A 13,877-nucleotide genomic window follows, 5' to 3' on the forward strand; every position below is an offset into this window, starting at 1 on the left:
ACGGTGGCTCAGTTTCCGGCCAGCGCCAGCCGCGGGGCATCGCGCCCGTAAATGTCCTCGCGGAACTCGAAACCCGTTTCCGTCGGCACCGCCGTGAAATAGGTTACGTAAACCGGCACGGGGTCGGGCACGTCGACCCTCTGTTCGGCCGCATTGCCGGACGCGGTCGGCATGGCTCCGTGAAGCCACGATCCGAACCGCGCGTAATCCTCGACACGGATGCAGCCTGCGCTGAACATGCGCTCTTCCTGGTCGAACAGGGCGCGTGACGGAGTATCGTGCAGGTAGATGCCGAGCGAATTGGGAAACATGAACTTGGCAGCGCCCATGCCGTTGCCGGGACCGGGATCCTGACGCACGGTAATCTTGACGTCTCCGTTAGCAGCGCCTTTCCAGTCGACTGCGCCCGGGTCCATCACTTTGCCGTTATCGTCGAGGACCTTGAACCCGGTGCGGCGAAGATAGGGCCGTCCCTGCGCAAGGTATTTGCGGGCGACATTATCCTGCGCGAGATCGTACGGGACGTTCCAGTAGGGATTGAGGACCGTATAGCGCAGCACGCCGGCCATCACCGGCGTCTGTGTGGAAGGCTTGCCGATGACGACTTTCATCCGGTCGACAGTCTGGCCGTTTTCGACCATTCGCAATTCCTGCGTTGTCAGGTCGACGATGACGTATCGTTCGCCTAGGTCGCTGGGCAGCAGCTTGAAGCGGCGCAGGTTGAGGTCTGCCAAGGCACGATAATAGGCGTGCCCGCGATTGAGCGATGCGACCAGCGTGTTGTCGATCCGGTTGCTGACGGGCAGGTCATGCGCGGCGCGGTAATCCGCGATGCGCGCGGCCAGTTCGTTGTCGAACTCTATGCCAGCCGACAGGCCAAGGCGTTCACGCAGGCGAGCAATACGGTCGCCGGTCGCACCAGGCGCAAGGGTCGATCCCTCCTCCAAGGTGATGGCCGGCAGGCTGCCCCACTCGGCGTCGAACCGCGCCAGGGCAGCTTCCATGCCGACGGCCAGCGGATTGTCCGGCAGTCGCGTTGCGCTCGGAAACATCGCGAGGAACTCGTCCGTCGGCGGAGCTATAAGCGATGCATCGGAATAATGCATCTCGACCGCAGGCGTGGTTACAGGGGATACGCCGAGCGGCGCTGCCGACTGAGCCGACAGCGCCGCTGGAATGGCCGTAAAAATGGCGGCAAGGGTCAATTTACACAACATCGGGAAACCCTAGGAAAACGTAAATTGACAGAGGCTTAAAGCTTAGCCGCGTTCGCGAAGGACGGGCTGTGCAGTCTGCGTCGGAGCCACACCCAGGGCAGTCCACTGGGCAGTCGTGTCGCACGAGCTCGACAGCGAAACGGTGCGGTTGGCCTGGAAACGCTGCGCGTAGTTCCAGCACTCGCTCGCACCACTCGCCTGGAGGCAGAGCTGGTTGCCCGAAACGCCCCAGCGTGCATTCACGGGAGCGACGTTCGGCCCGCTGATCACGGCATTGCCGTCGGCGCCGAAGCGGATCGTGTTGAGCGTGCCGTCAGCCGAACGGACCTGGACCGTCTGGCCGTAAAGTTCTTCGCCCATAGGCATACCCTGTGCGGCGGCGCCGGTTGCACCGGCTGCTCCAAGGGCGACGGCGGCGGCGGTAACAAGGATTTTCTTCACGGCTCTGATCCTCCAGTGATGGACATGAGTATCTACGAATTGGCCGGAATTCTCCCCCGGCTGCAACCTCACAATAGCTAACCGGCAGAAAAGGTTCCAGCAAATCATCGATTTCGCAAGTTGCGGCCGTTTGCGTGCCGTCGCCGTTGCGCTGCTTTACTCCCCGGAAGCGAGGGTTTGACCAATATCCGGAAAAATTCCGTATTTTCGGGAACTTTCTCTTGGCAATACGGTATAGGGTCTGTCCGCGGTGGGGCGGAAGCCAGGCTTTCACTGGCAAATCGGCTGGCCGTCAATTCGACTTGGGGAAAGATTATATGCAGCGTTTTTCGAGAATCACGACAGCAACCTTCGGCGCGATTGCGCTGATCGGTGCAACGTCCGCACCCGCAATGGCTTCGCCCGGTGCGAAGGCAGCGGTAGCCTGTCAGGGCGGCCTGCAGGGCTGTGTCCTGCCGGTCGGTAACGCTGCGCCTGCTCCGGCAACCGCACCGGCTCCTGCCCCGGCACCCGCGCCGGTTGCAGAACCCGTAGTGGAAACGGGCGGTGCAGGTTGGATCCTGCCCGCGCTGCTCGGTATCGCGGCCATCGTCGGCGCGATCCTGATCCTCGATGACAGCGATGACGACGACGAGCCGATCTCGGTCTGATAGTCCGCTTCTATCGAGCATTCGAAGGCCCCGTTTCGCAAGTCGGAACGGGGCCTTCTGCTTTCTGGTTGCCGATGATCCTGCCACGGTGGCGGATCGTGCGAGTTGCGGGGAAGTCGGCGTTTCGGCCTGACGAAGTGTCCAGCAGCCGTTCGCTGTGTTTACTTTTCGTTCTGTCCGGCGCATCCAGCGGACCGCATGGCGACCCTCCCTTCCATTCCGCTTCCCGCCCTTCATGCAAGCCATGGCGGCATCTGGCTGCGCGATGCCAATGGCGCGACGCGCGGGTGTTCCAAGGGCGAGGCCATCAACCGTGCAGCCGATACCCCGGTATTGCTGGTCAATGCTCCGCTGGTCGCGTCACGGCTTGGCTATCCCGACCTGAACGGCCTGGACCTTCTGGAGCTTTACGCTTTCGTCCATCCGGCGCAGTTCTGCGTGCCCACGGCGAAGGGGCTGGCGCAGGCGCTCGCCATCGAGCCGCCCGCAACCGATGACGCGGTTCCCGAATTCCTCCAGCGGGCCGCAGCCAGCCTGGTGGATACCTGCAGCAGCCCGGACTGGCAGCAGCGAGAGGGCGCGTGGAGCGCCGTGCAATCGCTGACCAGGCTTCGCTGGCCGTGGGCCCAGGTCGTGGCGCCCAATATCGAGAAACCGCAAAAGGCGGAGAAATGGCTTTTCAGCCGTCTGCCCGAATGGGAAGAGGCAGGGGAACGCCCCCAGCCGCGGCAGGTCGCCATTACCGAGGAGGCCGTGGCGGCAAGCCTTGCCCGCCTGACAGGTGAGGGGGCCGAACAGCGGGAGGGCCAGCGCAAATACGCCGCCGATGCCGCGCAGGTTTTCGCCCCGCGCTCCCGGCGGGACCGGCCCCATGTCCTGCTGGCGCAGGCGGGGACGGGCATCGGCAAGACGCTGGGCTACCTTGCCCCCGCGGCGCATTGGGCCGCGCAAAGTGGCGGGACGGTGTGGATCAGTACCTATACCAAGAATCTCCAGCGCCAGCTTCGCCGGGAAAGCCGCCGGGCGTGGCCGGAAACGCGCGGGGACGGTTCGCAGCCTGTCGTCGTTCGCAAGGGACGCGAGAACTATCTCTGCCTGCTGAACTTGGAGGACGCCCTGCAGGGCGGGTTCAGCGGAAGGCCTGCCATCCTGGCGCAATTGGTCGCGCGCTGGGCCGCCTACACCGCCGATGGCGACATGATCGGCGGCGACCTTCCCGGCTGGCTCGGCACGCTGTTCCGAAAGCGCGGGATCGCGGCCCTGACGGACCAGCGGGGCGAGTGCATCTATGCCGGCTGCCCGCATTACCGCAAATGCTTCATCGAGCGCAGTGCCCGGGCCAGCGCACAGGCCGATCTCGTCATCGCCAATCATGCGCTGGTGATGATCAATGCTGCACGGGGGCGGCATCAGGGCCAGCCACCGACGCGGATCGTGTTCGACGAGGGTCATCACGTCTTCGATGCCGCCGACAGCACCTTTGCCGCCGCACTGACGGGGCAGGAGGCGATAGAACTGCGTCGCTGGATCATCGGTCCGGAGCGAAACAGCCGGGGGCGCCGAAGAGGGCTCGCGGCCCGTCTGGCGGATGTTGCCAGTTACGACGACGCAGGCGGCGAGGCGGTGGAGGCTGCAATCGAGGCCGCCGGCGCGCTGCCGTCCGATGGCTGGATCGCGCGCCTCGCAGAAGGAACGCCGCTCGGCCCGATAGAATCGCTGCTGGGCCAGGTCCGGGCCACGGCCTATGCGCGGGACGAAAGCGGCGCGCAGGATGCGGGCTATGGCATAGAGACTGAAGTGGCCGACCTGCCCGGTCCGCTCGTCGATGCGGCCCAGCGGGCGCAGGAAGCGCTCGCCGCCATACGCCAGCCCCTGATGACCCTGGCATCGCGGCTGGAGGCTGTGCTGGAAGACGCGCCCGACTGGCTCGACGGGCAGGGACGGGCCAGAATCGAGGGTGCGCGGCATTCGATGCAATGGCGGATCGATCTGGTCGCGGCGTGGGAATCGCTGCTGGCCCGGCTGGGCGGCCCGGCAGACCCGGACTTCGTCGACTGGTTCGCGGTCGAGCGAAACGAGGCCCGCGAATTCGACATCGGCATTCATCGCCGCTGGCTCGATCCGATGAATCCCTTCGCCAAGGTCGTGCTGGAACAGGCGCACGGCGTCATGCTGACCAGCGCCACGCTGACGGACCGGGCGCGGGAAGGCGAGACGGTCGGGGAAGACTGGCCGCACGCGGTCCGCCGGAGCGGAGCAGGGCATATCGACCTCGTTCCCAGGACAGCGAGTGCTGCCAGTCCGTTCGATTATGCCAGCCGCGCCGAGGTCCTGATCGTGACCGATATCAGACGCGGCGACCTGCCTGCGCTGGCGGGTGCCTATGGCCGGTTGATAGAAGCGGCGGGCGGCGGGACGCTGGGATTGTTCACCGCGATCAAGCGGCTGCGCACCGTGCATTCTCGCATTGCCGACCGTCTCGCGCGGGCCGGGCTTCCGCTGTTCGCGCAGCATGTCGATCCGATCGATACAGGAACCCTCACCGATATCTTCCGCGACGATCCGAAGGCGAGCCTGCTGGGCACCGATGCCTTGCGCGATGGTGTCGACGTGCCGGGGGAGAGCCTGCGCTGCGTGGTGATGGAGGCGGTGCCGTGGCCGCGCCCCACCATCCTGCACCGCGCGCGAAGGCTGGCCGCCAGCGACGAGGAAGGCGGCGGTGGACGGTATGACGACCGGATTATCCGCGCCCGGCTGGCGCAGGCATTCGGGCGCCTGATCCGCAGCCGCGACGACGCCGGGCACTTCATCGTATTGTCGTCCGCCTTTCCCAGCAGGCTTCTAAGCGCTTTCCCCGACGGCACACCTGTCATACGGCTGACACTCGACGAGGCTTTGGCGAGAGTGAGCGCCGGACCGCCGACGACGCACGACAACCAGCCCGCCGACGGGACGGGCAATGCACGGGAAGACCTGGACCGCCTATGAAACGCCTCGCCATTTTCAGGCATGCCAAATCGGATTGGGACGATCTGGCGAAGCGCGATTTCGATCGCGGGCTGAACGACCGCGGACGGCGCGGGGCGGCGCTGATGGGCAAGCACATTGCCGACTATTCGCGGCGTGAAAACATCGCGTGGGACCTGCTGCTGGCCAGCCCTGCGGAACGGGTCCAGCGCACGCTGGAGGCATCCGGCATCTATATAGAGCCTGCGTGGAACCGCGCTCTTTATCTCGCCAGCGCGGAGACGATTGTCGATGTCGTCAGGGAGAATGCCGGGGACAGTACGTCCGTGCTCGTCATGGGCCATAATCCGGGATTGCAGGACCTGCTCCTGATGCTGGTCGCCCCTGCACGGGAGAACACGCATTTCGACGAAGCTAGCGTCAAGTTCCCGACGGCCGCATTTGCGGTCCTGGAAATCGACATAGAGGACTGGTCGGACCTCGGCGGCGAAAACGCCGAGATTGTCCATTTCAAGCGTCCGCGCGATCTCGATCCGCAATTGGGCCCGATCGACTAGTCCGTTCGGATCCGTAGTCCGCATTTGCTGCGCATCTTCATCCAGTTAAGGCCACAGCCATGGCGCGGCGTGTAGCCGCAACTATCCAGCCCGGTTCTTCCCGATCCCCGACTTCTCGCCATTCGTCACTGCACCGGCTCTACCAACCGGTCAGGCGGGTGAAACCGGGCGGGAATGAGTTGGTAATTTAACCGAATCCCGCCAAAGAAGACCCATGACCGAATCTGCCTCGATCGATCCCCGTCACCTGCTGAAAGACCTGTCCGTATTCGCCAGTCCGCGGACCGGGCGCAGCGTGTGGGAAATCGTCCAGACCGTCGCGCCTTTCATCGCGCTCTGGCTTGCTGCGTGGGCCTCGCTTTCGGTCGGATACTGGCTGACGCTGCTGTTTGCCATTCCGGCCGGCCTGCTGGTCCTGCGCATGTTCCTGATCCAGCACGATTGCGGGCACGGGGCGTTCTTCCGCCGCCGCAAGGCGAACGACTGGGTGGGGCGCGTGGTCAGCATCTTCACCTTCACGCCTTACGATTCCTGGCGCCGTGCCCATGCGCGCCATCATGCGAGTTCCGGCAATCTGTCGGCTCGCGGGATCGGCGATGTCGATACGCTTACGGTCAGCGAATACCGCAGCCTGTCCGCTTTCGGCCGGTTCCGGTATCGCCTGTACCGCCATCCGATTGTCCTGCTGGGCGTTGGGCCGACGTACCTTTTCCTGCTGCGCCACCGCTTTCCGCTGGGGGAGCGCAAGAATGGCTGGCGTCCTTGGCTGAGTGCCATGGGCACGAATACGACACTGGCACTGGTGATCGCAGGGGTGATCTGGGCCGTCGGCTGGCAGAATTTCCTGCTCGTCCACATTCCCATCTTCCTCGTCGCGACGACGACGGGCGTCTGGCTTTTCTACGTCCAGCACCAGTTCGAGGGGACATCATGGAAGGATGGCGATGTCTGGTCTTTCCACGACGCGGCCCTGCACGGCAGTTCGCACTACGCGCTGCCGCCCGTCCTTCGCTGGTTCACCGCGAATATCGGCATCCACCACATCCACCACCTGTCGAGCAAGATCCCCTTCTACCGGCTAGGCGAAGCGATGAAGGCGAATGACGGGCTGGACCAGGTCAGCCGGATTACGCTTTGGGACAGCGTGAAGGCGTTTCGCCTGAAACTGTGGTGTGATGAAACGCAGCGCATGGTCAGCTTCCGCGAGGCGAAGCGGATGACAACAGCCGCCGCCTGAGCGCGTCTACGCTCCACTTCGCACTTGCAACACGGGCGCAGCGTGGCATGGCTCGCCCCATGAGTATGCAAGACCTGATCGACGCCGCACGTTCTTCCAAGGCCTGGCCGTTTCAGGAGGCGCAGCGCCTCCTGAAACGCTATCCGGACGGAGCGAAAGCCGACGGTTCGCCGATCGTCTTCGAAACGGGTTACGGACCCAGCGGCCTGCCGCATATCGGCACGTTCCAGGAAGTGCTTCGCACCACTCTGGTCCGCCGCGCTTTCGAGGCGCTGATCGGCGCGCGGCCGGAGGACGGGAAGACACGCCTGATCGCCTTCAGCGACGACATGGACGGTTTTCGCAAGGTCCCGGAAAACCTGCCGAACAAGGAAATGCTCGCCGCGAACCTGCACAAGCCGCTCAGCCGCATCCCCGATCCGTTCGATGCGGGGCATGAAAGCTTTGCCCATCACAACAATGCGAAGCTGCGCGAATTCCTCGACCAGTTCGGTTTCGAATACGAGTTCATCGCGTCGAGCACGGTCTACAATTCGGGCGGGTTCGACGATGCCTTGCGCAGTGTCCTCGCCAACAACCAGGCCATTCTCGACATCATGCTGCCCACCCTCAGGGCAGAACGCGCCGCGACCTATTCGCCGATCATGCCGATCAGTCCGTCGACCGGCCATGTGCTGCAGGTCCCGGTCGAGGTGGTAGATGCGCAAGCAGGCACGATCCGCTTCACCGACGAGGACGGAACGGTCGTCGAACAGTCTGCGCTGGGCGGCATGGCCAAGCTGCAGTGGAAGGTGGATTTCGCCATGCGCTGGGTCGCGCTGGGCGTCGATTACGAGATGTACGGCAAGGATTTGACCGACACGGGCATCCAGTCCGGCAAGATCGCTAAGGTGCTGGGCGGGCGCAAGCCGGAAGGACTGATCTACGAGCTGTTCCTCGACGAGAATGGAGAGAAGATTAGCAAGTCCAGGGGCAACGGCCTGACCATCGAGCAGTGGCTCGATTACGGCTCGCCGGAGAGCCTCGGCTTCTACATCTTCCCCAATCCGAAAAGCGCCAAGCAGCTGCATGGCGGCGTGATCCCGCGGGCGGTGGACGATTACTGGGCTTTCCGCGAAAGACTGGCGGAGCAGCCGATCGACAAGCAGCTGGGCAACCCTGCGTGGCACTTGCTGCGCGCGAATGGCGGTTTCGAAGGCACGGAGGCGCCCGGTGCCGGCGACAGCCTGCCGGTGACATTCGCATTGCTGCTGAACCTGGTCGGGGTGCTGGGCGCGGAGGCGGACAAGACGCAGGTCTGGTCGTATCTTGCGAACTACGTCCTCGATGCCGATCCCGGGCGTCATCCGCGGCTGGACGAGCTGATCGACAATGCGCTGGCCTATAACCGCGACTTCATCGCGCCGACGCTGAACCGCCGTTCCCCGAACGAAACGGAAGCGGCCGCGCTGGAAGAGCTGGACCGGGAGCTTGCCGAAGCGCCTGCCGATATCAGTGCCGAGGATCTGCAGACCAAGGTATACAAGATCGGGAAGTCGGAGACCTACGGTTTCGAGAACCTGCGCGACTGGTTCGCTGCGCTTTACCAGATCCTGCTGGGGGCAGATCAGGGACCGCGCATGGGCAGCTTCATCAAGCTGTACGGGATCGACAACACCCGCAAGCTGATAGGGCAGGCGCTGGGCCGGTAAGCCTTCCTAGAGGCGTCAGGCCCATTTGCGCACGCGGTACCACCGCGTGATGACATATTTCTCGCCCGCCTCGACCGGGGTACCTGCATGAAGCGTGTCTTCATTGGGCGTCCCGTCAGGCGAGTGGTTGTTCCACATCAGCAGCACCCCCGGCTTCGGCTCGATATCGATGCCGACATTGGTGAAATTGGTCGCGCCCCCGGCCTCGACTTCGTTCAGGAACATCATCGCGGTCCAGCTGCGCTGCCCGCCGCGCTTGCGTTCGGCCTTCCAGTATTCTTCGGTCGGGTAGAAGAAGTCGTGATGCGGCTTGAACTGCTGGCCTTTGAGGTAACGCTGTCCCTGCATCCGTTCGCCCAGTTCGCCCGGCAGGCCCATCAGGTCGTCGATGCGGCGCGAGATTCCGCGTACAAATGGGTCGTTGCTGTCGAAATTGCCTGAATAGGAGGTGCGAAACCCTTCTACATAGGCGCTTTCGTGGAGGCGACTGGGCTGGGCGACGAGGTCGATGAGCTCGCGCAGGCGCGCGCATTCGCTTTCCGACAGGAAGTCGCCGATCGCATAGATTTCCGCGAGGTCGGTCGGAACGCGGTAAACTTTTGGGTCGGCATCCAGCCGGTTGCGAACGGTCTTGCCGATGCGCGCGAGGGCATCCTGGTCGGGCGGGCTGGTTGTCGCGGTCGTCATGATGACGTCAATCCTAGCGCGGCTGTTGCTGCGGGCAAGATACACCTGACCGGCATTATGGCCCGGAAAGGAGAAGGCCCCCGCGCGGTATGAACCGGCGGGGGCCTTGCTGTATTTTTTCCGGCAAGCTTTACCAGAAGAAGTCGTAGATGACGTCGACGGTCTGACCGGTATAGATGTTCACCAGCAGCACGTCGTCGTAATAGCGGACCCAGCGATAGGGGCCGTAGACCTGCGGCAGGCGATAGGACCACGGATCGTTGATCCAGTAGCGGCTGCCATAGAAGCCCGCGTCGAGGAAGAACCCGATATTGATCCTGCTGTACCGGTAATTGCGGTATGGTGCGTAGTACCGGCCAAGACGGAAAAGACTGCGGTTCGAATAGCGATAGCGATTCCAGTCGTAGCGGCGGTCGTGACGCCAGCGGGTGTTCCACCTGCGATAGTCGCCGCCACGATAATCCCGGCGTGCCTGGCGGTAACCGGAGCGGTAACCATCACGGCGTGCGTCCCGGCTATCGTAGCGGTCGCCGCGGCGCGCATCGCGCTGGCCTTCGCGGTAGCCATCGCGGCGGATGCGGCGGTCCTCTACCCGGTCGCGCTGGCGTTCTGCGACCCGCCCATCGCGGCGTCCGGCCTGGTAGGCACCGCGCCTGATGGTGCGGTTCTCCGTCCGGTCGGTGCGCCGTTCGACCCGGCGTTCCGCCTTGCGTTCGACCCGCTCACGTGTCTGAGCCCGAGCTGGCTGGGCCTGCTCTTGCGCCATACGCGGACGCTCGGTCCGCTCTCGACGGACACGCTGTGTCTGCTCGGCAGAACGCTGTGCTGCAATCTGGCGCTGGACATCGCGCCGCGACTGGGTTTGCCGGCTTTCGGTGCGGCGGTCCTGCCGCGCCTGCTGGCGGTTGGCCTGGCGTCGTTCTGCGCGGGCCTGTCCGCGATTGCCGCGGTTCTGCCTTGCATTGTCTCCGCCGCCACGCTGGCGATCGGCGCGCTGCTCGGCCTCTGCCGCTTCAGCCTGTGCGGGCACGGCCGCGAAAGCCATGGCCGCAGCCAATGCGGTGAGCCCGCTCGCTTCTAACAGTTTCTGGATAGTCACCTTTCGGTTCCCCTTGTGCTGAGCCGCGCCCACCCTGTTGCGGCGTTTTTGATACACAGGTGATACAAAGGAGTCGGTGAGCCAATTCTGAACAAAGGGTTACGGCTCCTGTTCAGGTTTAGGCGCGGTTTCCTGAACTCTTGACAGCGGATGGCGGTTCGGGCGGGAGGTGTAAATGCTCGAAACTCTCGATGAAGTCCGAAATGATTTGGCGAGCCGTCTAACCGCCGCGGCGCAGGATCGCCGGTCGCCGATGCATACGGCCTGTGTCGGCACCGCGGATGCCGATGTCCGCACGATGGTTCTACGCGCATTCGACCCGGTGACATGGACGCTCCGGTTCCATACCGACACCCGCGCACCGAAGGTCGCGATCATCGAGAACGACCCTCGCATCGGGGTTTTGCTCTACGACAAGCCGGGCAAGCTACAACTCCGCCTGACAGGTACGGGCGAGGTTCTGCGCGGCGGGCCCATTGCGGACGCCGCGTGGGCGGAAAGCAACAATTTTGCCCGCCGCTGTTACCTGGGCGAGGGGCCCGGCGCTTCAAGCGATGCGCCAACCAGCGGTTTGCCCGAGCAGTTCGAGGGTTCTGAACCGGATGACGAGGCGCTGCGACCTGCGCGCGCCAATTTCGCTGTCCTGCTGGTGAAGCTGGCCTCCCTCGACTGGTTCACCCTTGCGCATACAGGCCATCGGCGCGCGCGATTCGAGAGGCAAGGGGACGCTTGGCAAGGCCATTGGGTCGCCCCCTGAACCGTATCTTGTTGCGGTGAAAGCGGCCGCCAATGGCTCGCTTCATCCCGGAACCCGCACCGGCGAACCACCGTTCATGCGCAATGCGGCGCGTAGTTCACCTGGCCGAAAGGTTGGCGGCGACAGCCCTGCGCCACGTTTCGCGGCGGCTGTGGGTCGCCCGGAGATGGGGGCGCAACGGGGAGTTGCGGCCGTCCATCCCTTTTGGGTGGGAAGGCCGAATGATTGAAAGGACGAAGGTATTATGCAGAACCATCTCATCGCGGCAAAGGGCCTGATCCTCGCCGGTATGCTGGCCGTACCGGCAGCAGGCCTCTCGGCGCAGCAGGCGGAGGCGCCCGGGGACGTCGTCCTCACCACCGTTTACGGAGAAGCGCCAGTCGAAGGCCTCAAGGTGGAAGGCGTTATTACGGCACGCCGCGACAATCTGATGCAGGTCACGGCGCGTGACGGTTCGCGGTCCACCATCGCCATCAACGAGGAGACGGATATTCGCGGCAAGGGCGGGTTCCTGGGCCTTGGCCGAACGGCGCTGGATCAGTCCGCGCTCTTGAACGGACTGCCCGTGTGGATCGAAACGATGCAGGCCGGCGGAACGCTGTATGCCAGCCGGGTCCGCCTCAGCAATGACGACCTTGAATTGGCGGAGATGATCTAGGCCGGCACGGCTCAGGGTTTCGCCGAACAGACCGCCGCGACCGAGGCACTGCGCGGACGGGTCGGCGACATCGACAATTACAACATTCGCGGCACCACCAACGTCTATTTCGATACCGGTGACTGGAAGCTGGGCGAGCAGGACCGCCTGAAGCTGTGCGAAGCGGCAAAGCAGGCAGACGCGATGGACAATGCGCTGCTCCTGGTCGTCGGCTACACCGATGCCGACGGAAGCCAGGACTACAATCAGGTCCTCAGCGAGCGCCGGGCGGGCCGGGTAGTCAATACCCTGCAGCAGAATTGCGGATGGAAGCCTTGGCGTATGCTGACCCCGACCGGCATGGCAGAGGCCGATCCCGCAGCCGACAACACGACCGAATACGGCAAGGCGCAGAACCGCCGCGTGGCCGTGAATATCCTCGTGAGCAAGGCGACCGAGGGTCTTTGATGATCCGATGGTATCGGGCGGGGCGCGTGGCGTCCTGCCCGGTGAATTCCCTCAGGCGACGTCCGGCGTCTGGGGGTCGGCGAAACGCGAGGCGAAGCTGTAGCCGTCGGTGACGTCGCGCATGGTGCCGATCAGTTCGCAGATTTCTCCCTCCTCGTCATATCCGGCCTCCGTTCGCCCTTCGATCTTGCGAACGCTTCCGTCAGGGCGGACGAGGCGCGCTTCGAAGTTGGATGGCAGGCCGGTCCGCAGGATCGTCTCGATTGCGCCATTCACGCGCTCCCGGTCCTTCTCGTGATAGCATTCCAGTACGGAAGCGAGGCCGCGCGTCCGTTCCGGCTTTCGCCCGGTAATCTCGCGTGCTGTCACGGACCATTCAACGAGGTCATCGGCCTTGCGGTAATGGAAGTGGCCGAAACGCACGATCCGCTCCGCCTCTTCCAGCTTGCGCTTGTCGTCGGTGATCTGGAACAGGTCCTTGCGATGTCGGGCAAGAAGAGCGGCCAGGGGGAAAACCGAAAGCAGCAGCGCGACGAGGTAGAGCTGGAAATACAGCACCTGCTCCTCGACCGTGCCGAAAAACAGGCTGACCGGACCGCGGTCCAGAACGGTCAGGATCGATCCCACGGCTGTCACCGCCAGGATCGCAATGGCGGTTCCGCGCAGGCCGTGCATCAGGGTCGCAAAGAGGACGGCCACCATCGGCAGGAACAGGAGCGGGTATTCGGCCTGTCCGAAGGCGATGACGGTGCAGCCCCCCACAAGCAGGACGGTCCAGATCCACAGCGAGCTCTGCCCGCCGGCCCCCGCATGACCCGGGCGCAGCAGGAACAGGATGACCGGGGTGACGATCAGCATGCCAAGGGCGACGGTGCTGGCCCAGGACAGGAAGAACGGGATATCCAGCTTGCCCGACAGGACAGCTGCCATGGTGGCACTGGCTAGCGATGCCGCGATGGCCGTCACCGCGAAGATGGCGAGGGAGGCCGGGTTTTCGAAAGTCCGCCTGTTCACCCCGAGCCGGTTCATCAGGGCGTATCCCAGCATCCCTTCGGCAAGATTGGCGATGGTGAACCCTGCCGCGGCAAGCAGGCCGACTTCGCCCCAGAGATTGGCAGCCAGCGATGCGGCAGCGGTCCCGCCGATAAGCCAGATGCGGCTCGCCGGTCGAGCGATCAGCAATCCGGCAAGGAAGATGCCGCTGGGCGGCCAGACGGCGGCAATCCCGTCCATGCCGCTCGTCAGTTCGAGCGCAGCGACGGCAAATGCCAGCCAGCCGATCGTGAATGCGGCAACCAGCCATGGCTGCACCCGGTCCGAATGTTCCTGCACGCTATTGCCCCCTTGTGGCATCAGGTCATGCCAGACCCGATATGAGCGTGATTTGAACGGGCCACCGGGTCCCCATTCCCGGCCGCGCGGAAATCGATGGCGGAGCGCGGTTACGGGTCGTGCCCGAAAAGCGCTCC

At 64.1% G+C, this 13,877-nt stretch carries 11 protein-coding genes and 1 pseudogene; 7 read left to right on the forward strand and 5 right to left on the reverse strand.

Going from position 1 to position 13,877, the window contains the following annotated elements:
• Positions 1-8: 8 nt before the first annotated feature.
• Both ACGHJ7_RS00065 and ACGHJ7_RS00070 read right to left on the reverse strand, forming a co-directional pair.
• The gene (locus ACGHJ7_RS00065) at positions 9-1,217 is read right to left on the reverse strand and encodes a L,D-transpeptidase family protein (RefSeq protein WP_390473545.1); all 1,209 of its coding nucleotides are present in this window, start codon (positions 1,215-1,217) and stop codon (positions 9-11) included.
• Between the two features lie 42 nt (positions 1,218-1,259).
• Positions 1,260-1,658 carry a hypothetical protein gene (locus ACGHJ7_RS00070; protein ID WP_390473546.1) on the reverse strand — a complete coding sequence of 133 codons (399 nt, stop codon included), beginning with the start codon at positions 1,656-1,658 and terminating at the stop codon, positions 1,260-1,262.
• A gap of 317 nt (positions 1,659-1,975) precedes the next feature.
• Between ACGHJ7_RS00070 and ACGHJ7_RS00075 the strand changes: the two genes are divergently transcribed.
• The 5 genes from ACGHJ7_RS00075 (at position 1,976) to ACGHJ7_RS00095 (ending at position 8,760) form a co-directional block, all read left to right on the forward strand.
• Positions 1,976-2,308, forward strand: a complete 333-nt coding sequence (locus tag ACGHJ7_RS00075; protein ID WP_390473548.1) for a hypothetical protein — start codon at positions 1,976-1,978, stop codon at positions 2,306-2,308.
• A gap of 198 nt (positions 2,309-2,506) precedes the next feature.
• Positions 2,507-5,296 (forward strand): ATP-dependent DNA helicase, encoded by a 2,790-nt coding sequence (locus ACGHJ7_RS00080; RefSeq protein ID WP_390473550.1) that lies wholly within the window; start codon positions 2,507-2,509, stop codon positions 5,294-5,296.
• Positions 5,293-5,832 (forward strand): SixA phosphatase family protein, encoded by a 540-nt coding sequence (locus ACGHJ7_RS00085; protein WP_390473552.1) that lies wholly within the window; start codon positions 5,293-5,295, stop codon positions 5,830-5,832. Before ACGHJ7_RS00080 ends, ACGHJ7_RS00085 begins: the two co-directional genes overlap by 4 nt.
• Positions 5,833-6,046: 214 nt before the next feature.
• Positions 6,047-7,069, forward strand: a complete 1,023-nt coding sequence (locus ACGHJ7_RS00090; RefSeq protein ID WP_390473553.1) for a fatty acid desaturase — start codon at positions 6,047-6,049, stop codon at positions 7,067-7,069.
• A 59-nt stretch (positions 7,070-7,128) separates the two neighbouring features.
• Positions 7,129-8,760 (forward strand): lysine--tRNA ligase, encoded by a 1,632-nt coding sequence (locus ACGHJ7_RS00095; RefSeq protein ID WP_390473554.1) that lies wholly within the window; start codon positions 7,129-7,131, stop codon positions 8,758-8,760.
• A 15-nt stretch (positions 8,761-8,775) separates the two neighbouring features.
• Here ACGHJ7_RS00095 and ACGHJ7_RS00100 read toward each other — a convergent pair whose 3' ends face one another.
• Both ACGHJ7_RS00100 and ACGHJ7_RS00105 read right to left on the reverse strand, forming a co-directional pair.
• Positions 8,776-9,447 (reverse strand): prolyl hydroxylase family protein, encoded by a 672-nt coding sequence (locus ACGHJ7_RS00100; protein ID WP_390473556.1) that lies wholly within the window; start codon positions 9,445-9,447, stop codon positions 8,776-8,778.
• Positions 9,448-9,577: 130 nt separating this feature from the next.
• On the reverse strand, positions 9,578-10,546 hold the full coding sequence (locus ACGHJ7_RS00105) for an RcnB family protein (protein ID WP_390473558.1): 969 nt from the start codon (positions 10,544-10,546) through the stop codon (positions 9,578-9,580).
• A 175-nt stretch (positions 10,547-10,721) separates the two neighbouring features.
• On the opposite strand from ACGHJ7_RS00105, the gene ACGHJ7_RS00110 reads away from it, so the two are divergent.
• Both ACGHJ7_RS00110 and ACGHJ7_RS00115 read left to right on the forward strand, forming a co-directional pair.
• Positions 10,722-11,303 carry a pyridoxamine 5'-phosphate oxidase family protein gene (locus ACGHJ7_RS00110; RefSeq protein ID WP_390473559.1) on the forward strand — a complete coding sequence of 194 codons (582 nt, stop codon included), beginning with the start codon at positions 10,722-10,724 and terminating at the stop codon, positions 11,301-11,303.
• Between the two features lie 244 nt (positions 11,304-11,547).
• Positions 11,548-12,408 (forward strand): annotated as a pseudogene (locus ACGHJ7_RS00115) (OmpA family protein).
• 51 nt (positions 12,409-12,459) lie between these two features.
• On the opposite strand, the gene ACGHJ7_RS00120 reads toward ACGHJ7_RS00115, so the two are convergent.
• Complete coding sequence (locus ACGHJ7_RS00120) at positions 12,460-13,740, reverse strand: MASE1 domain-containing protein (RefSeq protein WP_390473561.1); 1,281 nt, start codon at positions 13,738-13,740, stop codon at positions 12,460-12,462.
• Between the last annotated feature and the right edge of the window lie 137 nt (positions 13,741-13,877).

The organism is Altererythrobacter sp. MTPC7 (assembly GCF_042851395.1).
GTDB lineage: Bacteria > Pseudomonadota > Alphaproteobacteria > Sphingomonadales > Sphingomonadaceae > CAJXSN01.

What these genes read in the sequence shown, in the direction of transcription:
- ACGHJ7_RS00065 (WP_390473545.1), bottom strand. Translation starts at nt 1,217, where the DNA reads ATGTTGTGTAAATTGACCCTTGCCGCCATTTTTACGGCCATTCCAGCG.
- ACGHJ7_RS00075 (WP_390473548.1), top strand. Translation starts at nt 1,976, where the DNA reads ATGCAGCGTTTTTCGAGAATCACGACAGCAACCTTCGGCGCGATTGCG.
- ACGHJ7_RS00080 (WP_390473550.1), top strand. Translation starts at nt 2,507, where the DNA reads ATGGCGACCCTCCCTTCCATTCCGCTTCCCGCCCTTCATGCAAGCCAT.
- ACGHJ7_RS00085 (WP_390473552.1), top strand. Translation starts at nt 5,293, where the DNA reads ATGAAACGCCTCGCCATTTTCAGGCATGCCAAATCGGATTGGGACGAT.
- ACGHJ7_RS00090 (WP_390473553.1), top strand. Translation starts at nt 6,047, where the DNA reads ATGACCGAATCTGCCTCGATCGATCCCCGTCACCTGCTGAAAGACCTG.
- ACGHJ7_RS00095 (WP_390473554.1), top strand. Translation starts at nt 7,129, where the DNA reads ATGAGTATGCAAGACCTGATCGACGCCGCACGTTCTTCCAAGGCCTGG.
- ACGHJ7_RS00100 (WP_390473556.1), bottom strand. Translation starts at nt 9,447, where the DNA reads ATGACGACCGCGACAACCAGCCCGCCCGACCAGGATGCCCTCGCGCGC.
- ACGHJ7_RS00110 (WP_390473559.1), top strand. Translation starts at nt 10,722, where the DNA reads ATGCTCGAAACTCTCGATGAAGTCCGAAATGATTTGGCGAGCCGTCTA.